This is a genomic window from Nitrospirillum amazonense, assembly GCF_007828045.1.
Taxonomy (GTDB): Bacteria; Pseudomonadota; Alphaproteobacteria; order Azospirillales; family Azospirillaceae; genus Nitrospirillum; species Nitrospirillum amazonense_C.
Window position 1 is genome coordinate 1 of record NZ_VITN01000026.1, and the last position, 24,265, is coordinate 24,265.

At 68.5% G+C, this 24,265-nt stretch carries 19 protein-coding genes; 11 read left to right on the plus strand and 8 right to left on the minus strand.

What is annotated here, in order from left to right; all coding sequences use genetic code 11:
* Positions 1–152: 152 nt before the first annotated feature.
* On the minus strand, positions 153–2,126 hold the full coding sequence (locus tag FBZ89_RS26330) for a CocE/NonD family hydrolase (RefSeq protein WP_425465980.1): 1,974 nt from the start codon (positions 2,124–2,126) through the stop codon (positions 153–155).
* Between the two features lie 198 nt (positions 2,127–2,324).
* On the opposite strand from FBZ89_RS26330, the gene FBZ89_RS26335 reads away from it, so the two are divergent.
* Complete coding sequence (locus tag FBZ89_RS26335; RefSeq protein ID WP_145753612.1) at positions 2,325–2,729, plus strand: spore germination protein GerW family protein; 405 nt, start codon at positions 2,325–2,327, stop codon at positions 2,727–2,729.
* A 2-nt stretch (positions 2,730–2,731) separates the two neighbouring features.
* Here FBZ89_RS26335 and FBZ89_RS26340 read toward each other — a convergent pair whose 3' ends face one another.
* Positions 2,732–3,409: a sulfotransferase domain-containing protein gene (locus FBZ89_RS26340; RefSeq protein WP_186457594.1), complete on the minus strand. Its 678-nt coding sequence runs from the start codon at positions 3,407–3,409 to the stop codon at positions 2,732–2,734.
* A gap of 392 nt (positions 3,410–3,801) precedes the next feature.
* Between FBZ89_RS26340 and FBZ89_RS26345 the strand changes: the two genes are divergently transcribed.
* Both FBZ89_RS26345 and FBZ89_RS26350 read left to right on the plus strand, forming a co-directional pair.
* The gene (locus FBZ89_RS26345; protein ID WP_145753616.1) at positions 3,802–4,866 is read left to right on the plus strand and encodes an NAD(P)-dependent alcohol dehydrogenase; all 1,065 of its coding nucleotides are present in this window, start codon (positions 3,802–3,804) and stop codon (positions 4,864–4,866) included.
* 173 nt (positions 4,867–5,039) lie between these two features.
* Positions 5,040–5,441, plus strand: a complete 402-nt coding sequence (locus FBZ89_RS26350; RefSeq protein ID WP_145753617.1) for a hypothetical protein — start codon at positions 5,040–5,042, stop codon at positions 5,439–5,441.
* A gap of 46 nt (positions 5,442–5,487) precedes the next feature.
* Here the strand turns inward: FBZ89_RS26350 and FBZ89_RS26355 are convergent, their stop codons facing one another.
* From FBZ89_RS26355 to FBZ89_RS26370, 4 genes are all read right to left on the minus strand, one after another.
* A complete protein-coding gene (locus FBZ89_RS26355; RefSeq protein ID WP_145753619.1) occupies positions 5,488–6,768 on the minus strand; it encodes a DUF3422 family protein in 1,281 nt (426 codons plus the stop codon).
* A gap of 135 nt (positions 6,769–6,903) precedes the next feature.
* Positions 6,904–9,054, minus strand: a complete 2,151-nt coding sequence (scpA, locus tag FBZ89_RS26360) for a methylmalonyl-CoA mutase (protein ID WP_145753621.1) — start codon at positions 9,052–9,054, stop codon at positions 6,904–6,906.
* Positions 9,055–9,059: 5 nt separating this feature from the next.
* A complete protein-coding gene (locus tag FBZ89_RS26365; protein ID WP_145753622.1) occupies positions 9,060–11,066 on the minus strand; it encodes an acetyl-CoA carboxylase biotin carboxylase subunit in 2,007 nt (668 codons plus the stop codon).
* Positions 11,067–11,091: 25 nt separating this feature from the next.
* The gene (locus FBZ89_RS26370) at positions 11,092–12,627 is read right to left on the minus strand and encodes an acyl-CoA carboxylase subunit beta (protein WP_145753624.1); all 1,536 of its coding nucleotides are present in this window, start codon (positions 12,625–12,627) and stop codon (positions 11,092–11,094) included.
* Between the two features lie 202 nt (positions 12,628–12,829).
* Between FBZ89_RS26370 and FBZ89_RS26375 the strand changes: the two genes are divergently transcribed.
* Positions 12,830–14,266, plus strand: a complete 1,437-nt coding sequence (locus tag FBZ89_RS26375) for a helix-turn-helix domain-containing protein (RefSeq protein ID WP_145753626.1) — start codon at positions 12,830–12,832, stop codon at positions 14,264–14,266.
* Between the two features lie 125 nt (positions 14,267–14,391).
* Here FBZ89_RS26375 and FBZ89_RS26380 read toward each other — a convergent pair whose 3' ends face one another.
* Positions 14,392–15,108, minus strand: a complete 717-nt coding sequence (locus tag FBZ89_RS26380; RefSeq protein WP_145753627.1) for an MgtC/SapB family protein — start codon at positions 15,106–15,108, stop codon at positions 14,392–14,394.
* A 167-nt stretch (positions 15,109–15,275) separates the two neighbouring features.
* Here FBZ89_RS26380 and msrB point away from each other — a divergent pair, with 167 nt between their 5' ends.
* A complete protein-coding gene (gene msrB / locus FBZ89_RS26385) occupies positions 15,276–15,674 on the plus strand; it encodes a peptide-methionine (R)-S-oxide reductase MsrB (RefSeq protein ID WP_040847084.1) in 399 nt (132 codons plus the stop codon).
* Positions 15,675–15,686: 12 nt separating this feature from the next.
* On the opposite strand, the gene FBZ89_RS26390 is transcribed toward msrB, so the two are convergent.
* Positions 15,687–16,106 (minus strand): hypothetical protein, encoded by a 420-nt coding sequence (locus FBZ89_RS26390; protein ID WP_145753629.1) that lies wholly within the window; start codon positions 16,104–16,106, stop codon positions 15,687–15,689.
* 263 nt (positions 16,107–16,369) lie between these two features.
* Between FBZ89_RS26390 and FBZ89_RS26395 the strand changes: the two genes are divergently transcribed.
* Genes FBZ89_RS26395 through FBZ89_RS26420 form a run of 6 tightly spaced genes read left to right on the plus strand, consistent with a single transcriptional unit; the run spans position 16,370 to position 24,172 of the window.
* On the plus strand, positions 16,370–18,322 hold the full coding sequence (locus FBZ89_RS26395) for a methyl-accepting chemotaxis protein (protein WP_145753631.1): 1,953 nt from the start codon (positions 16,370–16,372) through the stop codon (positions 18,320–18,322).
* Entirely contained in the window at positions 18,322–19,878 is a 1,557-nt protein-coding gene (locus FBZ89_RS26400) for a chemotaxis protein CheW (protein WP_145753633.1), read from the plus strand. The genes FBZ89_RS26395 and FBZ89_RS26400 overlap by 1 nt, the downstream gene beginning before the upstream one ends.
* Complete coding sequence (gene cheB / locus FBZ89_RS26405) at positions 19,875–21,029, plus strand: chemotaxis-specific protein-glutamate methyltransferase CheB (RefSeq protein WP_145753635.1); 1,155 nt, start codon at positions 19,875–19,877, stop codon at positions 21,027–21,029. The genes FBZ89_RS26400 and cheB overlap by 4 nt, the downstream gene beginning before the upstream one ends.
* Complete coding sequence (locus FBZ89_RS26410; RefSeq protein WP_246172599.1) at positions 21,026–21,931, plus strand: CheR family methyltransferase; 906 nt, start codon at positions 21,026–21,028, stop codon at positions 21,929–21,931. The genes cheB and FBZ89_RS26410 overlap by 4 nt, the downstream gene beginning before the upstream one ends.
* Positions 21,924–23,933 (plus strand): chemotaxis protein CheA, encoded by a 2,010-nt coding sequence (locus FBZ89_RS26415; protein ID WP_145753636.1) that lies wholly within the window; start codon positions 21,924–21,926, stop codon positions 23,931–23,933. The genes FBZ89_RS26410 and FBZ89_RS26415 overlap by 8 nt, the downstream gene beginning before the upstream one ends.
* Positions 23,930–24,172, plus strand: a complete 243-nt coding sequence (locus FBZ89_RS26420) for a hypothetical protein (RefSeq protein WP_145753638.1) — start codon at positions 23,930–23,932, stop codon at positions 24,170–24,172. Before FBZ89_RS26415 ends, FBZ89_RS26420 begins: the two co-directional genes overlap by 4 nt.
* Positions 24,173–24,265: the final 93 nt, after the last annotated feature.

Here is a 24,265-nt window from a genome sequence, read left to right on the forward strand (position 1 = left end):
TCCGTAGAGGACTTCCACCTCCAAGTCACAAGCCGGTTACCAACCCGGCTCTCGGTGCTTACGCACCTCGCGCCATGCCTGGCGCACCGAAAAAATAAGCCGGGCGTGGGCCGCCCGGCTCAAAAACAGTGGTTCGGCGGATGGTTTCGCCCCTAGTTGGCGGGAACCACCGGCAGGTCGATGAAGCTGGCCTGCGCGCCCTGATGAAAGACGCGCTGCGTCGCCTTGCGATAGTCGCCCGGCTTGGCCAGGAAGATGTTGTCGACGAAGGTCTGCGGATTGCGGTCGTACAGCGGGAACCAGCTGGACTGTACCTGCACCATGACGCGGTGGCCGGGCAGGAAGACGTGGTTGGCGTTGGGCAGCTCGAAGCGATAGCGCTGCACCTTGTCCGCCGGGATGGCGGTGGGGTGTTCCAGGCTGTCCCGGTAGCGGCCGCGGAAAATGTCCATGCCCACGGCCAACTGATAGCCGCCCATCTCCGGCTGCGACGGAACCTCGTCGGGGTAGACGTCGATCAGCTTCACCACCCAGTCGCTGTCGGTGCCGGAGGTGGAGGCGTAGAGGTTCACCACTGGCGCGCCGCTGATCTTCATCGGCGCGGTCAGCACCTCGCTGGTGTAGACCAGCACGTCGGTGCGGTCGGCCACGGCCCGCTGGTCGGTGACCAGCCAGCGTTTCCAGGCGTCGCCATCGCCGAAGCGCACCGGGCGCGGCACATAGGGCACGGGCTTGGCCGGGTCGGAGACATACTCGTCATAGGCGGGGCCGCCCTTGGCCGGGGCGGTGAAGCCCAGGCCGCCGTTGGCCTGCAGGTACAGGGGCTTGGGCGTGGCGGCGCAGCCGGTGGCGCAGGCCGTCGGCCATTTCTGCAGGCGACGCCAGACGTTGGTGCCGCTTTCGAACACCAGCACCGGCGGCGTGTCGGCCTTGGGCGCACCGTCCTTCAGGTGTTCATCCAGGAAGGGCAGCATGGTGTTGCGGCGGAAATCCAGGGCGGTGTCGCCCTCGAACTTCAGCGGGCCCAGGGTGCTGCCGTCATAGTTCACGCCGCTGTGCCGCCAGGGGCCCAGCACCAGGTAGTTCAGGGTGTTGCTGGTGTCCTTGGGCTCGATCGCCTCATAGGTGTGGACCGCACCGTACATGTCCTCCTGGTCCCACAGGCTGGCCACGATCATGGTGGGCACGGTGGGGGTGCGGGCGCCCAGGATCCCGTCCAACGCCTGGTTCTGCCAATAGGCGTCATAGGCCGGGTGCTCGATCAGCTTGTGCCAGAAGGGCAGTTGCTCCAGCCCGTATTGCCGGGCGAAGCCGTCGGCGGAGCCGGCGCGCAGGAAGGCGTCGTAATCGTCGTAGATGCCGCGCGGGATGTCGCTGCCTTCGCCCCTCACTGTCGTCTGGTGCTGGAAATAGTCGAAATTGGTCTGGCGGAAGGCGCCGTTGTGGAACCAGTCGTCGCCCTTCCAGCCATCGACCATGGGGCTCATGGGCACGGCGGCCTTCAGCGCCGGGTGCGGGTTCACCAGCGCCATCAGCACCGTGAACCCTTCGTAGGAGGAGCCGACCATGCCGACCTTGCCGTTGCTCTCCGGCACATTCTTCACCAGCCAGTCGATGGTGTCGTAGGCGTCGGTGGCGTGGTCGACCTCGCTGTCGTTCAGGGGGCCGCGCAGGGGCCGGGTCATGACGTAGTCGCCCTCCGACCCGTACTTGCCGCGGATGTCCTGGAAGACGCGGATGTAGCCTTCGGCCACGAAGCTTTCATCCCCCATGGCCAGCGTCGCCTGCATGTGCGGGCTGGTGGACCGCCTGGCGCGCTTGGTGGCGTTGTAGGGCGTGCGCGTCAGCATGATGGGGGCGCCCTTGGCGCCCACGGGGATGACGATGACGGTGTGCAGCTTCACGCCGTCGCGCATGGGGATCATGACGTCGCGCTTGATGTAGTCGGCGCCCTGGATGGTGCTGTCGACCTTGGCCGGGATGTCAGGCGCCAGGTAGGGGGTGGCCGGTGACGGCTGCGCCGCCGTCTGGGCCAGGGCCGTCGTGGCCAGCAGCGCGCCGATACCCACGCCCGCGCCGGCGCGCGCCAACCCGCCCGCCATTCGTCCCACCGTGAACCACGCCATGAACCTTGCCCCTTTATCCGATATCCCCTTGGCCCACCCGCCGTGGGCGAGGATGAACGATACCGGGGTAGGCGCTCTGGTCAAATGGCGTTCGGTAACGGAACTGTTACAAAGAAGGGGCAGGACTCTTTAAGTAGAATTATTCCATGTTGATGCGCGCCATGATAGTGTTGCGCCGCAACAAGGAGGTTCCTCGCCATGCTGCTCAATCCCTTTGCCGACCCCACCAAGACCCTGACCCAGGACCTGCTGACGGAGTTCGAGACCATCCTGGGAAAGGGGGTCCTGGGCGCGCCGGTGGCAATCCCCGGCGGCCTGATCGTTCCGGTCAACATCACCACCTTCGGTGTCGGCGTCTACGGCGGCAGCGTCTGGGGTGAGGCCGTGGGTGGTGGGGGCGGGGGCGGCGTCATTCCCGCCGCCGTGTTGGTGGTGCAGGACGGCAAGGTGACCTTCCACCCCATCGCGCCGGAGACCACCAAGGCCGCGGCGGAGCATGTGACCGCCATGGTCAGCAAGATGCGGGGGCCCCGCGCGCCGCAGCAGGGGGAGGTGACGCCGGTCGTCCAGGCGGCACCGGTACCGGCCGCCGCCGACGCCTGACCTCAGGCCGTGGCCGCCCTGTCCGGCGGCAGATAATAGGCCGCCAGGAAGGACCAGAAGGCGTTGTCCATCAGGGACCGCGCCCGGTCCGGCAGGGCCTTGTATTTGCCCACCGCGCCGTCGCCGATGTGGCTTCTGTGCCAATGGGTGACGGGGTCGTAAAGGTTGGGATGCGCGTCCGTTCCGGCATTTTCCACGAAGCGGCCGGTATCCTCCATCTGGGCCAGGGTCCGCTCTACCGTCCGGGTCCGCAGGCCTTCGTGAATGGCGAGCAGTGCCGGGTCAGCTACCGTCGCGCCGATAAATCCGGCGATGCGGGCCACCGAGTCCGGATGGTCGTGGAAACCGTCCTCATAGCGGAACAGCAGGGTGCGCCGGCCCTGGGCAACACAGGCCTGTACCCGGCGCACGCTGCGCAACACATAGGCGAAGGCCTCGTTGAACGGCTGGTCGAAGCGCTGCATCAGCGAGGCGACACAGTCGCGCGGGTCCCGCAGGGTGATGATGGTGGCAATGTCCTCATGCGCGATGCGCAGTTGCATCATGGTGTCGGGATGGTGGGTCTTCAACACCACCGGCATCCTGGCCTTCTCCCCGATGCCGACATAGTCCGTCAAATCATTGGCATAGTCGGACCTGAAACCGGACTCGCCACAGGCCTGGGTTAGCAACTGCCGCACCACATTGAACGACCAGGTGGAAGCACTGCCGGGCAGGCCAACGCAAATAATCGCAACATTGTCGCCAATAGTAGTGGTTATGTCATTCTCTTGCATCATTGCAATAACCAACTGCCGATATCATTGTTACTGATGGAGTGACTGTGACTTATACGCGTGATGGCGGATATTTTGTCGCATCCGGTCGGGGAATACGGGTGGGGCATCTGGGGAGGTGCCGTATGGGCCCGGGCCAAAATTTCCGGAACCACCGACACCAAGGTAGTTGAACTAAGTCACTCGACTTCCCATGTGCGGTGGGCAGGGCTTCGGGGGGCGGATCGCCCGCACCCGGGGGGGACACCGGCAAGCCCTGCCTCATATCGGAATCAAGCCATCAGAGAGGGGCTGACGTGATCAAGACCTTGGGATATGCGGCCTACAAGGCCAAGGAAGCCCTGGCGCCGTTCACCTTCGAACGCCGGGACCCACGGGACCACGACGTGGTCATCGACATCCAGTACTGCGGCATCTGTCATTCGGACGTGCACCAGGCGCGGGACGAATGGGGCGGCAGCCTGTTCCCCATGGTGCCGGGGCACGAGATCGCCGGCATCGTCACCCGGGTCGGCCAGGCGGTCACCAAGTACAAGGTGGGCGACCGGGTGGGCGTCGGCTGCTTCGTCGACAGCTGCCGTGAATGTGACTACTGCAAACAGGGCCTGGAACAGTTCTGCACCCAGGGAATGACCGCCACCTACAACGCGATGGAGCGTGACGGCAAGACGCTGAGCCAGGGCGGCTATTCCACCACCATCGTGGTGGACGAGAACTACGTCCTGCGCATTCCGGACACCCTGCCGCTGGATGCCGCCGCGCCGCTGCTGTGCGCCGGCATCACGCTGTATTCCCCGCTGGCCCACTGGAAGGCCGGTCCGGGCAAGAAGGTGGCCATCATCGGCATGGGCGGCCTGGGCCATATGGGCGTGAAGCTGGCCCACGCCATGGGGGCCGAGGTCACGGTGCTGAGCCAATCGCTGCGCAAGGAGGCCGATGGCCGGCGCCTGGGCGCCGACCATTTCTACGCCACGTCGGACGAGGCGACCTTCACCAAGCTGGCGGGTACCTTCGACCTGATCATCAACACGGTGTCGGCCCCCATCGACTGGAACGCCTACCTGGGCCTGCTGAAGGTCGACGGCGCCCTGGTCGTGGTGGGCGTGCCGGAGGAACAGGTGCCGGTGGGCGCCTTCCCCCTGATCATGGGCCGCCGCAGCCTGGCCGGTTCCTTGATCGGCGGCATCCAGGAAACGCAGGAGATGTTGGACTTCTGCGCCAAGCACAACATCACCAGCGACATCGAGACCATCGCCATCAACCAGGTGAATGAGGCTTATGACCGCGTCGTCGCCAGCGATGTGCGATATCGTTTCGTCATCGATATGGCATCGCTGAAGACCGCTGAAGCCGGCTTCTAAGGCCCTACGATTTCGATTTGCACTGGGCGGCGGGGCCATTCCGCCGCCCGCTTCATTTTGCTGAAATGGAATTTAGGTTGCGCCAGGCGCGCGCCGGTTGTGGCCGTCCCGGACGCGGACTACGCTCAAGGTCATCGAATGGCCCTGAAGCGGTGACCCCCATGCGTCCTGGTATGCTGATCCTTGCCGGTGTGATCGCCGCGCTGTCTTCCGGAGCATGGGCCCAGACCACCACCAGTCCGGCTGCCAACAATCCGGCCGCCAACAATCCAGCTGCCAACACTCCAGCTGACAGCCCAGCGGCGGGTCCCGCGGCACCACCGGCGCTGAAAAGGGACGAAGTGCCCCGTGACATCATCGTCACCCCACAGGTGCTGCCTACGCCGGAGGAGGAGCAGGCCTACCATGATGCGGAATATGCCCGCCTCAAGGCCATGTTCGGCCCGCCGGACCTGCCGCCGATCTCCCGGGGGGACGCCCTGAGCCGGGAGGAAACACTGAATACCGGCACCGTCGCGGGGCCCAAGGCCGTGAATTGTCCTGACGTCGTCGCCTGCTACGCGCCGCCCAAATAGGCCTGGCCACGGTCGCGGAACTTTCCGGGGAGCGTCAGGAAAATCTTCAATGCGGCATGTTGCGCCGCAGCCAGCGGGCGGCGATGGCGACGATACCGGCGCAGACCGGCACGGCGATGGCCACGATGCGGCTGGTGGACGGCCAACCCTCCGTTTCCGGCAGGCCGTGCATCACCTTTTCCACCAGCGACACCAGGTAGTAGGTGATGCCCACGATGGACAGGGCCTCCACCGCCTCCTGGATGCGGACATGCATGCTGGAATTGCGGTCCAGCGAGGTCAGCAGGGTGGCGCTCTGGCTGGACAGGCCGACATCCACGCGCGTGCGCAGGCTGGCCTGGGCGCGTTCCATGCCGGCGGCCAGCTCGCCCTGAAGGCGGGCGGCGGCCTCCACCGTGCGGATGCCGGGGCGTAGGCGCCGCTTCAGGAACAGGCCCACGCGCTGCAGGCCGGGGATGCGGTCCTCCCGCAGTTCGTCCAGCCGCTCGCTGACGATCTCGCCATAGGCCAGGCTGGCGCCGAAGCGCCAGCGGTTGCGCGTCACCAGGTGGCCCAGGTCGACCGCCAGGTCGGTCAGGCTGTCCAGGATGGCGCGGTCCTCCGCCGGCGTCTTGCTGTCGCGGATGCGGCCGACGGTGTCCTCCAGCCGGCGTTCCATGTCGGTCAGGGTCGCCATGGTTTCCCGCGCCTGGGGGAACGCCAGGAAGGCGGCGGCGCGGTAGGTCTCGATCTCCAGGATACGCTGCACCAGGCGGCCCAGCCGATCGTCGGTCAGGCCCCGGTTCTGGATCAGGGCGCGGCTGTAGCCGTCACCGTCAATATGGAAATCCAGTGCCACCCAGGCCTCGCCGCCGTTGACCACGGCGCCGGCGCAGCTGCCGGTGGGGAAGCGGGCGGCGAGCGCCACGGGGTCCGGCTGCCCCTCCGCCTGCTCAACCTGCACGTAAACCGCCGCCAGGCGCTGGGCGCCCAGGGGACCGAACACGCTGTCCAGCAGTGTTTCCACCGCCAGGCGGGTCTCCGCGCCGTCCGTGCCGGTGATGGCCACGCTGACGCTGAGGAATTCGGTGTGATGCTCCCACTTCACCTGGGCCGGCCGGCCGGCGATGGCGGTGGCGATGACGCCATAGCGCGGCGCCTCGGCCTGTGAGGAGGGCAGGGCGTCCAGCACGGTCAGAAGGCGACCGGTGCAGGCCGATCCGTCCGCCGGGGTGCAGAGGTAGGTGGCTTGGAAGACCTCCACCGGCGCCGTCACCGGCATGGCCATGCGGGAGTGCAACTCCTGCATCAGCACGCCGCGCAGCGGGTGATCCGCCTCTATGCCCATGATGCCCTACCCCTCACGCCGTAAGCCGAAGTTCCGGGGGAATGCTAACACAGGGCGGGCGCCAAGCCAGGGCGCAGCCCTGTGCGCCGGGCGCACAGGGTGTTTCCCCCGCTGCATGGCTCCCCGGAGGGACGATCAGGCGGCGGCCGGGCGCCGCTTTTGCAAAATCTCCAGGATTTCCGCGGCGGCCGTGGGGATGTTGGTGCCAGGGCCGTAGATGGCCGCCGCCCCCGCCTGATACAGCATGTCATAGTCCTGGGGCGGGATGACGCCGCCGCACACCACCAGGATGTCGCCCGCGCCCTGCGCCTTCAGGCTGTTGATCAGGGCCGGCACCAGGGTCTTGTGCCCGGCGGCCTGCGACGACACGCCGATGACGTGCACGTCGTTTTCCACCGCCTGGCGGGCCGCTTCCTCCGGCGTCTGGAACAGCGGGCCCACATCGACGTCGAAGCCGATGTCGGCGAAGGCCGTGGCGATGACCTTGGCGCCCCGGTCGTGGCCGTCCTGGCCCATCTTCACCACCAGCATGCGCGGCCGGCGGCCCTCGGCCTCCGCGAAGGTTTCCACGTCCTTGCGGATGCGGGCGAAGCCCTCATCACCGTCGTACGCGGAACCGTACACCCCGCTGACGGAGCGGATGACGGCGCGGTGGCGGGTGAACACCTTCTCCAGCGCGTCGGAGATTTCGCCCACCGTGGCACGGGCGCGCGTCGCCTTGATGGCCAAGTCCAGCAGGTTGCCGGTGCCGTCGGCCGCGCCCTGGGACAGGGCGTCCAGCGCGGCCTTCACCGCCGCGTCGTCACGGCTGGCGCGGAGGGTGTTCAGGCGGGCGATCTGGGCCTCGCGCACGGCGGTGTTGTCGATGTCCAGCACCTCCACCCGCTCGGGATTTTGCGGCCGGTACTTGTTGACGCCGACCACCACTTCCTCACCCCGGTCGATGCGGGCCTGGCGGCGGGCCGCGGCTTCCTCGATCATCAGCTTGGGCAGGCCGCTGTCCACGGCCCTGGTCATGCCGCCCATGCCCTCCACCTGGTCGATCAGCTTCTCGGCCTCGGCGGCCAGGCTGTGGGTCAGGCTTTCCACGTAATAGCTGCCGCCCAGCGGGTCGACCACGTGGGGCACGCCGGTCTCCTCCGCGATGATCAGCTGGGTGTTGCGGGCGATGCGGGCGGAGAAGGGCGTGGGCAGGCCCAGCGCCTCGTCAAAGCTGTTGGTGTGCAGCGACTGGGTGCCGCCCAGCACGGCGGCCATGGCCTCGATGGTGGTGCGCACCACGTTGTTGTAGGGGTCCTGCTCCGTCAGGCTGACGCCCGAGGTCTGGCAGTGGGTGCGCAGGGCCAGCGACCGCGCGTCCTGCGGGTCGAAATGCTTCTTCATCAGCTTGGCCCACAGCAGGCGGGCGGCGCGCAGCTTGGCCACCTCCATGAAGAAGTTCATGCCGATGGCGAAGAAGAAGGACAGGCGCGGGGCGAACTGGTCGACCTTCAACCCCTTGGACGCCGCCGCCCGCACATACTCCAGCCCGTCCGCCAGGGTGAAGGCCAGTTCCTGCACCGCCGTCGCCCCGGCTTCCTGCATGTGGTAGCCGCTGATGGAGATGGAGTTGAACTTGGGCATGTTCAGCGCCGTGTACTCGATGATGTCGGCCACGATGCGCATGCTGGGGGTGGGCGGGTAGATGTAGGTGTTGCGGACCATGAACTCCTTCAGGATGTCGTTCTGGATGGTCCCCGACAGCTTGTCCTGGCTGACACCCTGTTCCTCCGCCGCCACGATGTAGCCGGCCAGCACGGGCAGCACGGCGCCGTTCATGGTCATGGACACGCTCATCTTGTCCAACGGGATGCCGTCGAACAGGATCTTCATGTCTTCCACGCTGTCGATGGCGACGCCGGCCTTGCCCACGTCGCCCACCACGCGCGGGTGGTCGCTGTCATAGCCGCGATGGGTGGCCAGGTCGAAAGCCACCGACAGGCCCATCTGGCCCGCCGCCAGGTTGGCCTTGTAGAAGCGGTTGCTTTCCTCCGCCGTGGAAAAGCCGGCGTACTGCCGGATGGTCCAGGGTCGGTGGCTGTACATGGTGGCCCGGGGACCCCGCGTGTAGGGCGCGAAGCCGGGCAGGGTCTGCAACTCCAGCCCCTCCAGATCCGCCGCGGTGTAGAGCGGCTTCACCGCGATGCCCTCGGGCGTGGTGCGCGCCAGGCCTTCGGGGTCGGCACCGAATTCCTTGGCGGCCAGGCGCTGCCAATCGGCCAGGGTCTTCTCGGGGAAGTCGCTCATGATGGTCACTCGAACTCGATGATGATCTGGTCGACGGCCAAGGACGTGCCCTTTTCGGCCGCGATCTTCTTGACGATGCCGTCGGACTCGGCGCGCAGGATGTTTTCCATCTTCATGGCCTCCACCACCGCCAGCTCCTGGCCGGCCTTGACCTCATCACCCACGGCCACCGCCACGGTGACCAGCAGGCCTGGCATGGGCGACAGCAGGAACTTGGACATGTCCGGTTTGGCCTTGATGGGCATCAGGGCCGCGAACTCCGCCGCGCGGGCGGTCAGCACCTGCACCTCCAGCTCCGCGCCGCCATGGAACAGGCGGTAGCCGATGCCGGTGCCGTCCACCTGCACGGCCAGGGCATGGCCGTCCACCGTGCCGGCCCACAGCGATTGGCCGGGGTGCCAGTCCGCGTTGCGCACCGCGTACGTCCGGCCGTCCAGCGTCACGTCATGGCCGTCGTCCACGGCGGCGACTTCCGCCGGATGGTTGTCCCGGCCGCAGCGCACCACCCAACTGGGGGGCACCACGCGGTGGTGGCCGGCCATCTGGCCGGAGATGGTGGCGTCGCGCTCCACCCGGGTGCGATGAATGCTGGCCGCCATGGCCAGCAGGCGGGTCAGCACCTCGTCCGGCAGTTCCCGGCCATGGAAGCCGTCGGGGAATTCCTCGGCGATGAAGTTGGTGGTCAGGCGCCCCTCGCCGAAGCGGCGGGATTCCACCAGGGCCGCCAGGAAGCTGATGTTGTGGCCCACGCCGCGGATCTGGAAGCGGTCCAGCGCGTCGCCCATGGCGGTGATGGCCGTGGCGCGGTCGGGGCCGTAGGTGATCAGCTTGGCGATCATGGGATCGTAGAACATGCTGATCTCGCCGCCCTCATGGATGCCGGTATCCACGCGGACGATGCTGCCCTCTTGCGCACCCGCCCCCTCGGCCGGGGGCCGGTAGCGCGTGACGCGGCCGATGGAGGGCAGGAAGTTGCGCGTCGGCTCCTCCGCGTACACGCGGGCCTCCAGCGCCCAGCCGGTCAGCGTCACGTCGGCCTGGGTCAGGGGCAGCTTCTCGCCCGCCGCCACGCGGATCATCAGTTCCACCAGGTCCAGGCCGGTGATCATCTCCGTCACCGGATGTTCCACCTGCAGGCGGGTGTTCATTTCCAGGAAGTAGAAGTTGCGGTCCTTGTCGACGATGAACTCGACCGTGCCGGCGCTGCGGTATTGCACCGCCTGCGCCAGGGCCACGGCCTGCTCCCCCATGGCCTTGCGCGTGGCCTCGTCCAGGAAGGGGCTGGGCGCCTCCTCGATCACCTTCTGGTGGCGGCGCTGGATGCTGCATTCACGCTCGCCCAGGTAGACGCAGTTGCCATGGGCGTCGGCCATGACCTGGATTTCGATGTGCCGGGGCTCGGTCACGTATTTCTCGATGAATACCCGGTCGTCGGCGAAGCTGGAGCGCGCCTCGTTGCTGGCGCTGCGGAAGCCCTCGCGCGTCTGGGCGTCGTCCCAGGCCACGCGCATGCCCTTGCCGCCGCCACCGGCCGACGCCTTGATCATCACGGGATAACCGATGTCGTGGGCGATGCGCACCGCCTCCTCATCGTCCTTGATGACGCCCAGGTAGCCGGGAACGGTGCTGACGCCGGCGGCCTTGGCCAGCTTCTTGGACTCGATCTTGTCGCCCATGGCGCCGATGGCGTGGACATCCGGGCCGATGAAGGCGATGCCGGCAGCCTTCAGGGCCTCACAGAACGCCGCCTTTTCCGACAGGAAGCCATAGCCGGGGTGCACGGCCTCGGCCCCCGTTTCCAGACAGGCCTGGATGATGCGGTCGGCCACCAGGTAGCTTTGGGCCGACGGCGCCGGGCCGATGGCCACGGCCTCGTCCGCCATCTGCACATGCAGGGCGCCGGCGTCGGCCTCGGAATAGACGGCGACGGTCTTGATGCCCATACGGCGCGCCGTCTTGATGACCCGGCAGGCGATCTCGCCCCGGTTGGCGATCAGGATCTTGGAAAACATTGGGACGGGCCCCCAGAACGGCTGATTATAGCGGCAGGTTGTCGTGCTTCTTCCAAGGGTTCTCCAGCTTCTTGTTCTTGAGCATGGAGAACGCCTTGATCAGGCGGCGGCGGGTGTTGTGCGGCATGATGATGTCGTCGATGTACCCGCGCGAGGCCGCGACGAAGGGGTTGGCGAACTTCTGCCGGTATTCCTCCGTCCGCGCGTCGATCTTGGCCGCGTCGCCGATGTCGGCGCGGAAGATGATCTCCACCGCCCCCTTCGGCCCCATCACCGCGATCTCGGCCGACGGCCAGGCATAGTTGACGTCGCCGCGCAGGTGTTTGGACGCCATCACGTCATAGGCGCCGCCGTAGGCCTTGCGCGTGATCAGCGTGACCTTGGGCACCGTGGCCTCGGCATAGGCGAACAGCAGCTTGGCGCCGTGCTTGATGATGCCGTTGTATTCCTGCGCCGTGCCGGGCAGGAAGCCAGGCACGTCCACCAGGGTGCAGATCGGAATGTTGAAGGCGTCGCAGAATCGCACGAAGCGCGCCGCCTTGATGGCACTATCGATGTCCAGGCAGCCGGCCAGCACCAGCGGCTGGTTGGCCACGAAGCCCACGGTGGACCCGTTCAGGCGGCCGAAGCCGATGATGATGTTCTTCGCGTAGTCCGGCTGCAACTCGAAGAAGTCGCCCTCATCCACGACCTTCAGGATCAGTTCCTTCATGTCGTAAGGCTTGTTGGGGTTGGCCGGCACCAGGGTGCCCAGCGACGGCTCCGGCCGGTCCACCGGGTCGGCGGTGACGCGCACCGGCGCCGGCTCCCGGTTGGACAGGGGCAGGAAGTCGAAGAAGCGCCGGGTGTGCAGCAGCGCCTCGACATCGTTGTTGAAGGCGAGGTCGGCCACGCCGGACTTGGCGGTGTGCGTAACGGCCCCACCCAACTCCTCCGCCGTCACCACCTCATGCGTCACCGTCTTCACCACGTCCGGGCCGGTGACGAACATGTAGCTGCTGTCCTTCACCATAAAGATGAAGTCGGTCATGGCCGGGCTGTAGACGGCGCCGCCGGCGCAGGGGCCCATGATCAGCGACAGCTGCGGCACCACGCCCGAGGCCAGGACGTTGCGCTGAAAAACCTCGGCATAGCCGCCCAGGCTGGCCACGCCTTCCTGGATGCGGGCGCCGCCGCTGTCGTTCAGGCCGATGACGGGGGCGCCCACCTTCATCGCCTGGTCCATGATCTTGCAGATCTTCTCCGCATGCGCCTCGGAGAGGGAGCCGCCGAAGACCGTGAAGTCCTGGCTGAAGACGAAGACCAGGCGGCCGTTGATGGTGCCGTGGCCGGTCACCACGCCGTCGCCCGGCACCTTCTGCTCCGCCATGCCGAAGTCGGCACAGCGGTGCTCCACGAACATGTCCCATTCCTCGAAGGAGCCGGCGTCCAGCAGCAGTTCCAGCCGTTCGCGGGCCGTCAGCTTGCCCTTGGCATGCTGGGCCGCCACGCGCTTCTCACCGCCGCCGGCGCGTGCGCCCTGGCGTTTGGCTTCAAGGGTTTCAATGACCGTGAGCGTCAACGCCCGTCTCCTGACCGGTTATGGGTGCGCCGGATGGCGGCTGTTTTTTGGGTGTGGCGATGGCGGCGGGGGCCGCCTGGATTGACAGGTGCGATGTTTGCAAACAGTTTGATCCCAGTTCAAGCCGATGCCACGCGAAATCGTGCGACGCCGGGGTGGTTATTTTGTGAAGATTGTAAAATCCAGTGAGGGGCGCGCGGCCATGGCGGGCAAGATTTTCGCGGGCGAGCGGGTGCGGCAACTGCGCCAGCAGCGGGGCATGGCGCTGTCCGCCCTGGCCCAGGCCAGCCAGTTGTCCATGAGTTATTTAAGCCAGATCGAAAACAATCAACGCCCCCTCAGCACGGCGGCGCTCGCCGCCATTTCCGCCGTGTTCGGGGTGGAACCGCGCCATTTCGCCGACGACAGCGACTTGCGCCTGGGCAGTGAGCTGCGCGAGGTGCTGGGCGACCCGCTGTTCGCCGACGACGCCTCCAGCCTCAGCGCCATCAGCGACGCGGTGCGCGCCGCGCCCGGCATCGCCGGCCAGTTCATCAAGCTCTACCGGGCCTATCAGCATTTGATGGAGGAGGGGGCGCGCCACCGCCTGGACCAGGATCTGGAGATGGAAACCGGCGGCACGGCGCCCTTTCCCTATGACGACGTGCGCGACTTCGTGCAGAGCAAGCGCAACCACTTCGCCAGCCTGGACGTGGCGGCGGAGACGCTGTTCGAAAGCCAGGGCTTCACTGCCACCCGCCTGCTGGAAGACCTGATCGACTACCTGCGGGATCGCCACGGCGTCATCTGCGCCGTGTCGGCGGCGCTGGGAGGGGAGGGGGTGCTGTGGCGCTACGACCCCGCCCTGCGCCAACTGCACCTGGCGGAAAGCGCGCCGCGCGAAAGCCGCGCCTTCTTCCTGGCGCAGCAGATCGGTCGCATGCAGTTCGCCCCCCTGATCGAGGAGGAGGTGCGCAAGGCACCGCTGAGCAGTCCCGAGGCGCGCGGCCTGGCCTATACGGGCCTGGCCAATTACTTCGCCGGCGCCCTGATCCTGCCCTATGGCCGCTTCCTGACCCAGGCGCGGGCCGTGCGCCATGATATCGAGCGGCTGCAACACCATTTCGGCACCAGCTTCGAGCAGGTGTGCCACCGGCTCAGCACCATGCAGCGGCCGGGCAACGCCGGCATTCCCTTCTACTTCCTGAAGGTCGACCGGGCGGGCAACATCTTCAAGCGCAGCAGCGCCACCCGGTTCCAGTTCGCCCGCTTCGGCGGCGCCTGCCCCTTGTGGAACGTGCACGAGGCCTTCGCCCAGCCGGGCCGCATCCTGGTTCAGGTGGCGCGCACACCGGACGGCATCACCTATCTCTGCATCGCCCGCACCGTCACCATGACCGGTGGCGGCCACCTGTCCCGCCCGCGGGAGGCGGCGTTGGGCCTGGGCTGCGAGATCACCCATGCCGGTGATTTGGTCTATTCCGCCGGCCTGGACCTGCAGAACCAGGAGACGGCGGTGCCCATTGGTTCCAGCTGCAAGGTCTGCGACCGCGACGACTGCCGCCACCGCGCCTTCCCCTCCATCGGCCGGGGCCTGGCCATCGCGGGACACGAGCGCCACGTGGTGCCGTTCAGCATGACGCCGGCGGGGATGAAGTGAAGCCAACGGCATGGAATGCCGTTGCAGGCCGCGACTGCGGCCGCCGGAGCTTTCCGGGAGGGAAGTGGACTGGAAAGCGCGGAAGCAAGCGGCCGGATGGCCGCGCCCGGCGCTTGAGGGCGTCCTTAACCCTCCGGCTCCGCCCGCTCCACTTCCCAGCTGACGGCATAGACGTAGGGTTCCAGGCTCAGGCGACCCACCATCTGCTCCAGCGCCGCGTCGTTGCGGGTGGGGGAAACGGCCTTGGCGGTCACGTCGACCTTGGTGGTGTCCGGCACGTCCTGGCTGTCGATGCGGCGCAGGCCCAGGCCGCCATGGGTCAGGGCGTGCATGAGCAGGGAACGGATGTGCGCCTCTTCCGCCCCCTTGCAGGTGACGGAGACGGTGTAGTGCGTCTCCACATCCGTGGCCACCAGGATGCGGCGGTTCATGCGGCGCACCAGGGGGCGCAGGATCAGGTTGGTGACGACGACGAAGCCGGCCGCCGCCAGGCTGGGCAGCCAGTAGCCGCCGCCGGCGAAGGTGCCGACCATGGCGGAGCACCACAGGGTGGCGGCGGTGTTCAGGCCATGGACGTTCACGCCCTCGCGCAGGATCACGCCCGCGCCCAGGAAGCCGATGCCCGACACCACCTGCGCCGCCACCCGCGTGGGGTCGCCCTGGCCCACCATGGCGGAGAAGATGACGAAGCCGGCAGAACCCAGGGCTACCAGCGCATTGGTGCGCAGGCCGGCCATCTTCTGGTGCAACTGGCGTTCGAAGCCGATGCCGGAGCCCAGGGTCAAGGCCATGGCCAGGCGCAGCACGACTTCCAGGGGGTTGGTCAGGTCGCCGGTTATCATCCTGTATTCTCTTGTCTTTGGCGCCGCGCCGATCGGCACCGTTTATGGCGCCGGCCGAACCATAAGGCAAGCGGGCCTGGCGGGCTACGGGGCGGCCACGACCCTGTGGCAATCCGCGCGCCGAAGGCCCATATCGGTAGCGACTTGCTACAAGGGAGCGTCGGGCCATGGATGGCGAATACGAAGTGGTGCGCACGGACGAGGAATGGCGCCAGCTGCTGACGCCGGAGCAGTACGCCGTCATGCGCGGCCACGGCACGGAACGGCCGGGCAGCTGCGCCCTGAACCATGAGAAGCGGCCGGGCACCTTCTCCTGCGCCGGCTGCGGCCAGCCGCTGTTCCAGTCCACCCGCAAATTCGAGAGCGGCACCGGCTGGCCCAGTTTCAACGATCCGGTGGAGGGCTCCGTCGCCACCACGGTGGACCGCAGCTATGGCATGGTGCGGACCGAGGTGCACTGCGCCCGCTGCGGCAGCCACCTGGGCCACGTCTTCCCCGATGGCCCGCCGCCCACGCACCTGCGCTATTGCATCAATGGAGTGGCCATGAATTTCGAGGCGGATTGAGGTCCCAAGCGCTTAATGCCGGCCCAGCTTACCCGCGGCGGGGCCGGCGGCGGCCACCGCCTGCTCCGCGCACTTGGTCAGGGTGTTCTCCTGGCAGGTGACCTCGGTGAAGCCCAGCGTCTGGCCTTGGGCGGAGGCGTAGCGGATGGGGAAGGCCAGTTTGTAATGGATGCCAGCGCGGGCCGCCGCCGTGGGCCCCTGCACCACCACGATCAGGGAATTGGCCCGGTGCCCGCTGCTAAGCACGAAGGCGCCGTCGCGGCCGAAGGCCTGGACGACGGCGCCGGCCAGGGCGGCCGTGATGTCGTCATCGCCGCCGCGCAGCACCTCCACCTGGGTGGGCGCGCCGGCCCGGGCGGGTGACCAGCCCGGGACGCACAGGACGGTCACGGCCATCACCGCCACCATTTTCACGATTCCGCGCGCATCCATCGCCCTCTCCCATCCTCAAGGCCCTCGCGCACAGCTTTACGCGAAACGCTTGTGGGTTTGCCAGAGATGGTCCAGATGGAAGATCGCGCATCGGCGCCTCTTAACCATAAGTGCCTATGGCCTTACGTCGATTGCCGTGGCAAGCGCCTGGCCTGTAGAACGAACCCCGCGCATCGTGACGCCAAGGATACCCGGGATGCCCTCCTGGACGGTATGGGCGGGGGCCCGTTCGCGAACGAGGGCATCGGATTGGGGAAAACATCATGGCATTGGTAAAGACCTCCCGCTTGGCCGGGGCGAAGGGCCGAACCCGCACCCAGGCGGCGGCCGCCGCCGCGGTCGAGGCGCCAGCGAAGGCCGCGCCCAAGGCCGTGGCACCGCCCAAGCGCACGCGCCGGCCCCTGCTGGCCGCTACCCGCCAGACGGCGGCGGAACGTATCGCCGCCGCCACCGAGGAGTTGGCCGCCGGCGTGGCGGAGGCGTCCGCCGCGTCGGAAGAGCTGCGCCGGTCGCTGGAGCAGATCGCCAGCGCGGCGGAAGAGGCGGCGTCGGCCAGCCACGAATCCCTGGCGGCCGTCGCGGGCATGGCCACCTCGTTCCAGCAGGCGCGGGAGCGGGCGGACAGGGCGCAGACGCGTACCCTGGCCCTGCAGACCCAGCTGGCCGAGGCCGCCGCCCTGATCGAGGCGTCGGTGACGGCTGTGGCCGCCAGCGCCGCCCGGCAACTGAAGTCGGTCGATATCATCGTCACGCTGGAACGCCACGCCGCCCATATCGGCGACATCACCCGCACGGTGGCGGACATATCCGACCAGACCGGCCTGCTGGCCCTGAACGCCGCCATCGAGGCGGCGCGGGCGGGCGATCACGGCCGGGGCTTCGCCGTGGTGGCGGATGAGGTGCGCGCCTTGTCCGAGACATCCGAGAAGCGGTCGCGCGACGTCCAGATCCTGGCCGGCAGCATCACGGACGACGTGCGCGTCATCGCCGACCGGGTTCGCGCGGCGGCTGCCACGGCGACCGCCGAGGCCGCCGAGGGGCGCACCGTCACCACCCAGCTGGAGAGCACCCGCGCCGACCTGGCCGACCTGGTCGATGGCGCCCAGGCCATCCTGCTGGCGGCGGTGGAGGCGGATGCCGCCGCGCGGGAGGCGCAAAAGGGGGCGGAAAACATCTCCAGCGCGGCGGAGGAACAATCTGCGGCGGCGGCGGAGGCGCAGCGCTCCGTGGCGCAGCAGAGCCAGGCGCTGGACCAGAGCCGCCAGGCCGCCCATGCCCTGGCCGCCCTGTCCGAGGGCCTCAGTCTCGAAGGCCAGCGCGGCAGCCTGGTCGAAGACGTGGGCGCCATGGCGGAGCAGCTGTCGGCGGCGGTGCAGCAGCTGTCGGGCGCCGCCGGCGAAATCCTGATCGCCATCAACCAGATCAGCCGGGGGGCCCAGATCCAGGCGGCCGCCACTCAGCAGTCCAGCAGCGCCATGGGTCAGATCCAGCGGGCGGCCCAAGCCACCGGCGCCAGCGCCGGCCAGGCGGTGGACCGGATCAAGGGCTCGCAGGCCATGCTGGCACAAGGCCGTGCCACCGTGGCCGGGCTGACCCGGGGCGTGGGTCGGGCCCTGGCCGAAACCCGCGCGGTGATCGACCTGGTCGCCGCGCTGGAGGAGACCGGCCGGCGCATGGAGAAGATCGTGGACGGCATCGCCATCGTGGCGGTGCAGACCACGATGCTGGCCGTCAGCGGATCGGTCGAGGCGGCGCGGGTCGGGGACCAGGGTACGGGCTTCGCCGTCGTTTCCACCGATATCCGCGCCCTGGCGCGGGATTCAGGCGAAAACGCCGACCGCGCGAAGGACGTCATCCACCAGTTCCAGCTGCTGGTGGCGGCCGTGCGCCGCGATTTGGAACAGATCGCCGCCGTGGCCGAGGCCGAGATGCAGAAGAACAAGGAGATCGACGTCCGGCTGGCCGCCATCGCCACCGGCGCGCAGGAGTTGTATGCCACCGGCAGCGACATCGCCGCCGGTGCCGACGCCATCAGCGGCACGGTGCGCGAGGTGTTGAGCGGCGTGCAGCAGATCGCCGTGGCGGCGGAACTGGCCGGCGGGGCCGCCATCCAGGCCGCCACTGCTGCCCGGCAGCAAGCGCGCGGGGCGGAAGACCTGGCGGCCGCCATCGAAGAGATCGCGTCGCTGGCCGACGAGTTGCAGAAAGCCCGGTGATGGCCGCTTCCAGGGCGGCCGGGGGCCGCCGCCAGCAGGTGCTGACCTTCCGCGTGGGTGCCGCCCTGCTGGCCGCCTCCGCCGCCGACGTGATCGAGGTGTTGCGGCCGGTGCGCATCACCCGGGTGCCGCACGCGCCGGCCGGCTTGGCCGGGGTTGCCAGCGTGCGCGGCGCGGTCGTCCCCGTGCTGTCGCTGGCCCGCCTGCTGGGCGGGGAGGAAGCCGCGTCCGGCGCCGCGTCCCGCCTTTTGCTGCTGCAGGCGGAGGAGCCTGTGGCGCTGACGGTGGATGAGGTGGGGGCGCTGGCCCAGCTCGACGCCGGCAGAGACCAGCTCGCCGGCGGGCTATACGCCCATGAGGACGGCGCCCCGCGCCTGATCGACTTGGCCGGGCTGCTGCGCCGGGAGTTCGCCGGCCTGGTCCGGCGCGGCGCTGGACCAGGCCGGGCGGAGCCCGCCGCGCCGCGCCGGCAGGCGGCCAAGGATGAGCGCGCCTTCCTGGCCTTCTCCCTGGCGGATCAGGCTTATGCCCTGCCCCTGGCGGAGGTGGGGGAAGTCATCACCCTGCCGGATCATTTGGCGAAGCTGCCCCGGACCGATGCCGCCATGGTGGGTGCCGCGTCGGTGCGGGGCGCCCTGCTGCCCATCGTTTCGCTGCGGGCGCTGCTGGGCCTGGGTATTGCCGCCGGTGATCAGCGCGGGATGCGGGTGGTCGTCGCCCATGTCGGTGGCTCGCGGATCGGGCTGCTGGTTGACCGGCTGAATTCCATCTTGCGCGTCCCGGCGGACAGCGTGGGTGCCGTGCCGGCGGTGCTGAACCGGGGCCGGGGCGAGGCCCAGATCCAATCCATCTGCCGTCTGCCGGACGGTCGCGGCCTGGTTTCCATCCTGTCGGGCGCACGGCTTTTCCGGGATGACACGGTGGCGCATCTTCTGACGGATGGCGGTTCCGACCCGCGGGAGGCACCTGACATGAACCCTGACGGCCGTGCGAAGATGGGCGACCGCGTGGTGGTCTTCCAACTGGGCGACGAGGAATACGGCCTGCCCGTGGACGCGGTGGAGGAGGTGGTGCGCCTGCCCGACACCCTGACCCGCGTGCCCAAGGCGCCCGGCTTCATCGAGGGGGTCATGAACCTGCGCGGCCAGGTACTGCCCGTCATCGACCAGCGCCGCCGGTTTGGCGTCGCGGGATCCGGCCCAGGATCCGGCCCAGGATTCGGCAGGGGCCGCCGGCGGGTGATCGTGACCCGCGTCAACGGCAAGCTGGCCGGCTTCGCCGTGGACGGCGTGTCGGAGATCCTGGCCCTGCCGCCCGACCGGGTGAGTGAGACGCCGGATTTCACTCACCCGGGCGACACCGAGGGTGCCTCGGTGTTCAGCCGCATCGCCAACCTGGAGACGGCGGACGGCGCCGGCCGCATGATCCTGCTGATCGAACCGCAAGCCTTGCTGGACCGGGCGGAGCGTGACCTGTTGGCCGCCCTCGACGCGGCCTTGAAGGGCGACGACGCCGTGGCGGGGAGCGATGCCGTGACCGGTTCGGCCGCCCCGTGACCCGCCTGCTGATCGTCGACGACAGCGCCCTGGTCCGCCGCCTGCTGGGCGACCTGTTCACCGCCGCCGGCGATTTCGAGGTGGCGTTCGCCCGCGACGCTCTGGAGGCGCTGGCCCAGCTGCGGCAGTTCAATCCCGATGTCATTACCCTGGACGTCCACATGCCGCAGATGGACGGGCTGACCTGCCTGGACCAGATCATGGTGGAACAGCCCCGGCCGGTGGTGATGGTCTCCTCCTTCACCGAGGCGGGGGCCGAGGTGACGCTGGAGGCCATGGCGCTGGGGGCGGTCGATTTCATCCAGAAGCCGGATGGGGCCATCTCCCTCAAGATGGACCAGTTGGGGCCCGGTCTGGTGGACAAGGTGCGCCGGGCGGCAGGCGCCCGACTGCGCCGGTCCCACCGCCTGGCCGAGCGCCTGCGCCGGCAAGCGGGCGCCATCGAGGCCGGCAGGCTGGACATCGGTCCCGTCCCCCAGGGCGCCCTCGCCCCGGCCAAGCGCGCCCGGCCACTGACCGACGACCCGCCGCAGAAGGTGGAGGGGGTGGCCCCGACGGCGGAAAGGCAGGCGCTGCCCGGCCTGGTGCTCATCGGCTGTTCCACCGGTGGTCCGCCGGCGCTGGACGCCGTGCTGGAAGGGTTGCCGGCGGATTTCCCCTGGCCGGTGTTGGTGGCCCAGCACATGCCGGCCACCTTCACCGGCCCGTTGGCGCGCCGCCTGGACCGCCTCTGCGCCCTGACGGTGCAGGAAGTGGCGCGGCCCACCCCGCTGGCCCCGGGGAACGTCTACATCGGCCGGGGTGACGCCGACCTTGTCCTGAGCCAGCGCCCGTCTGGCTTGGTGGCGTTGCCCACCCCCGCCAAGGAGGAATACCGCTGGCATCCCAGCGTCGACCGGCTTGTCGACAGCGCATTGTCGCTGGTGGAGCCGCGGCGCCTGGTGGGCGTGCTGATGACCGGCATGGGTTATGATGGCGCGGCCGCCATGACCCGCCTGCGCAACGACGGCGGACGCACCATCGCGGAGTCCGAGGAGAGCGCCGTGGTCTGGGGCATGCCGGGTGAACTGGTCAAGGCGGGCGGGGCGGACGTGGTGGCCCCGCTGGAGGAGATATCCGGCCACCTGATGCGCATGGTGGCCGGCCGATGAATCCCGGCCGTCCCCAGGACCCCAATGGCGACGCCCCGCTGCTGAGCGCGTCCGAACTCGCCCGCTTTTGCGAGTTCCTGTATGAGCGCACGGGCATGCAGTTCGGGGAGAGCAAGCGGTACTACATCGACCGGCGGGTAGGCCAGCGCATGGCGCAGACGGGGGCCGGCAGTTTCACCGACTATTTCAACCGCCTGCGCCTGGATCCCGTGGAGGCGGAGCGGCTGATCAACAGCTTCACCATCAACGAGACGTATTTCTACCGCGAAGACCATCAGCTGAAGAGCCTCAGCCGCGACATGCTGCCGGACATCGTTTCCCGGCGGGGGCCGGGCGACAAGCTGCGCCTATGGTCCATCCCCTGCTCGACGGGGGAGGAGCCGTATTCCATCGCCATTTGGCTGCTGGAGAACTGGGCCATGGTGGACGCCTACCATGTGGAGATTGTCGGGTCGGACATCGACACCCAGGCCTTGGAGGAAGCGCGGCTGGGGCGGTACGCCGCCAAGTCGCTGGCACGCTTGCCGCCGGATCTGCGGCGGGACTATTTCCTGCCGTCCAAGGGACGGGGTGGGGTCGAGCATTTCCAAATCATCCAGGATTTGCGGGAATCCGTGACCTTCACCAATGCCAACCTGATGGATGGGGACGCGCTGGCCATCCACGGCAGGTTCGATGTCATCTTCTGCCGCAACCTGTTGATCTATTTTGATGATCGATCACGGCGCCAGGCGGTGCGCAACCTGTACGACCGGTTGGTGCCGGGCGGTTATCTATGCCTGGGCCACTCAGAGTCGCTGGCCCGCTTGAGCGACAGTTTCGACGTGCAGCGTTTCGCCGACGCTGTGGTCTACCAGCGCCCGCGGGAGCCGCGCCCAGCCAAGGCGGGCCGCGATGGATGAACTGCTGGAACAATTCCTGATCGAGGGTCCGGAGCAGGTGCAGCAGGCGGGCGAAGCCTTGCTGGCCCTGGAAGGCCGGCCGGATGACGCCGCCCTGATCGACCAGGCCTTCCGCGCCATCCACACGCTCAAGGGCTCGGTCGGCCTGTTCGACCTGCCGGCCATGGGCCGGGTGCTGCACGTGGCGGAGGATTTGCTGGGCGCGTGGCGCGATGGGCGCCAGGCCTTGTCACGGGGCGCCATGGACGCCTTGATCGCCGCCACCGGACAGACGGAACGCTGGCTGGGCGCCCTGGCGGCGACGGGGGGCGGCCTGCCGGCGGACGCCGACGCCGTGGCGGCCGACCTGGTCGGCCGCCTGAGCCGCGCCCTCGACAGCGATGCGCCGCCATCGGCGGCGGTCCAGGCGACGCACATCGACACCGCCTGGATCGAGGCCCTGTTCCGGGACCGCGGATTGGACCCCGCCCGCTACCCCACGGTGACGGCGCTGCGCTATGTCCCCGATGCCGGCTGCTATTTCCGCGGGGAGGATCCCATCGCCTTCGCGCGGGCGGTGCCGGATTTGCTGGCCCTGCGCATCACCCGGCGGGATGCCGCGGCACCGGCCGCGGCCGGTGCCTATGACGCCTACGCCTGCGACCTGGTGGTTGAACTGCTGTCGGCGGCGGCGCCGGAGACCGTCAAGGGACCCTTCCGTTTCGTGCCCGACCAAATCCAGCTGCTGTCCTGGTCGCCGCCTCCGCCGCCATCCGCGCCCGTGCCGCCGCCAGCCCTGGCGGAGGGGCCGCGCAGCCTGAGGGTGGAGGCCGGCCGTATCGACGCCCTGGCCCAGCTGGTGGATGAGCTGGTGGTGGCCAAGAACGCGCTGTCCGACCTGGCGGGGCAGATGGCGGACGGATTGGCGCCGCAAGCGGCAGTGCAAATCCTGGGGGACAGGCAGGCGACGCTGGACCGGCTGGTCGGGCGTTTGCACCGCACGGTGATGGGCATACGCCTGGTGCCCATCCTGCCCTTGCTGCGCCGCTTCTCCCGGGTGGTGCGCGAAACCGCGACCGCCTTGGGCAAGGAGGTCGATCTGGCGGTCGATGGCCAGGATGTCCAGGTCGACAAGGCCATTGTCGAGGGATTGTTCGAACCCCTGACCCATTTGCTGCGCAACGCCGTCGACCATGGCATCGAGCCGGCGGCGGAACGCGCCGCGGCGGGCAAGCCCACCCGCGCCTTGATCCGCTTGGTCGCCCGCCGTGAGGGCGACCACGTCGTCATCGACGTGGCCGATGACGGGCGGGGCATGGATCCGGCCCGTATCCGCCGGGTCGCCGCCGCGCGCGGGCTGTTGCCTGATCGTATGCTGGACGCCCTGGCCGACGATCAGGTGCTGGACCTGGTGTTCCGTCCCGGCTTCTCGACCGCCGAGGCGGTGACCGACCTGTCCGGCCGGGGGGTGGGCATGGACGCCGTGCGCGCCGCGGTCGGCCGCCTGGGCGGCAGCGTCGGCATCAGCAGTGCCTCCGGCCAGGGCACGACGGTGCGTCTGGTCCTGCCCCTGAACCTGGTGCTGACCAAGGTCATGGTCGTGGCGGTGGCGGGGGAACGCTACGGCATCCCCATGGACGGCATCGTGGAAACGGCGCGCGTGGACCCGGATCGCGTCCGGCCCATCCGCGCCGGGCGGGCCTTCGTGCTGCGCGACACGGCCGTACCGCTCCTGTCCCTGGCGGCGTTGCTGGGGCTGCCGGAAGAGGCGCGGGTAGACGGGGGGCCGTGCCGGGCGGTGGTGGCGCGGGCGGGCGGCGATCTGGTGGCGGTGGAGGTTGGCGCCTTCGTTGGCCGGCGCGACGTGGTGTTGCGGCCCCTGACCGGCCTGCTATCGGCGATGCCGGGCCTGTTGGGGACAACTCTTTTGGGGGATGGGCACGTGCTGATGGTCCTGGATGTGCCCGGCCTGATCGCCGCCGCGACTGGCGATACAGCGCCGATGGGGCAGGGGGCACTATGACGGTGGAGGTCGCGGGGAATGTGATCCACCTGCGAGGCGCCTGCGCCGCCGAGGACGCGGAAACCTTGCTGTCGCGGCTGCAGACGGCGCCCGAGTCCGAAATCGACGTTACCGCTTGCCGCCACCTGCACGGCGCCATTGTTCAGGTTTTGCTCGCTTTTCGGCCTAATGTACGCGGTATGACCGAAGATATATTTCTGCGTGACTGGGTCATACCCAATTTGGCGGCGCATCGCTAAGTCTTTCGCAGACAAGATTACTGGGCGCGCGCTATACATATTTGGTCACTGGCCGGGCGCGAAAAGACCGATAACTTGCTGGTGACGATAATA

What these genes read in the sequence shown, in the direction of transcription:
- FBZ89_RS26410 (WP_246172599.1), top strand. Translation starts at nt 21,026, where the DNA reads ATGAATCCCGGCCGTCCCCAGGACCCCAATGGCGACGCCCCGCTGCTG.
- FBZ89_RS26335 (WP_145753612.1), top strand. Translation starts at nt 2,325, where the DNA reads ATGCTGCTCAATCCCTTTGCCGACCCCACCAAGACCCTGACCCAGGAC.
- FBZ89_RS26395 (WP_145753631.1), top strand. Translation starts at nt 16,370, where the DNA reads ATGGCATTGGTAAAGACCTCCCGCTTGGCCGGGGCGAAGGGCCGAACC.
- FBZ89_RS26415 (WP_145753636.1), top strand. Translation starts at nt 21,924, where the DNA reads ATGGATGAACTGCTGGAACAATTCCTGATCGAGGGTCCGGAGCAGGTG.
- FBZ89_RS26375 (WP_145753626.1), top strand. Translation starts at nt 12,830, where the DNA reads ATGGCGGGCAAGATTTTCGCGGGCGAGCGGGTGCGGCAACTGCGCCAG.
- FBZ89_RS26365 (WP_145753622.1), bottom strand. Translation starts at nt 11,066, where the DNA reads ATGTTTTCCAAGATCCTGATCGCCAACCGGGGCGAGATCGCCTGCCGG.
- scpA (WP_145753621.1), bottom strand. Translation starts at nt 9,054, where the DNA reads ATGAGCGACTTCCCCGAGAAGACCCTGGCCGATTGGCAGCGCCTGGCC.
- FBZ89_RS26380 (WP_145753627.1), bottom strand. Translation starts at nt 15,108, where the DNA reads ATGATAACCGGCGACCTGACCAACCCCCTGGAAGTCGTGCTGCGCCTG.
- msrB (WP_040847084.1), top strand. Translation starts at nt 15,276, where the DNA reads ATGGATGGCGAATACGAAGTGGTGCGCACGGACGAGGAATGGCGCCAG.
- FBZ89_RS26390 (WP_145753629.1), bottom strand. Translation starts at nt 16,106, where the DNA reads ATGGATGCGCGCGGAATCGTGAAAATGGTGGCGGTGATGGCCGTGACC.
- FBZ89_RS26400 (WP_145753633.1), top strand. Translation starts at nt 18,322, where the DNA reads ATGGCCGCTTCCAGGGCGGCCGGGGGCCGCCGCCAGCAGGTGCTGACC.
- FBZ89_RS26420 (WP_145753638.1), top strand. Translation starts at nt 23,930, where the DNA reads ATGACGGTGGAGGTCGCGGGGAATGTGATCCACCTGCGAGGCGCCTGC.
- FBZ89_RS26355 (WP_145753619.1), bottom strand. Translation starts at nt 6,768, where the DNA reads ATGGGCATAGAGGCGGATCACCCGCTGCGCGGCGTGCTGATGCAGGAG.
- FBZ89_RS26350 (WP_145753617.1), top strand. Translation starts at nt 5,040, where the DNA reads ATGCTGATCCTTGCCGGTGTGATCGCCGCGCTGTCTTCCGGAGCATGG.
- FBZ89_RS26330 (WP_425465980.1), bottom strand. Translation starts at nt 2,126, where the DNA reads ATGGCGTGGTTCACGGTGGGACGAATGGCGGGCGGGTTGGCGCGCGCC.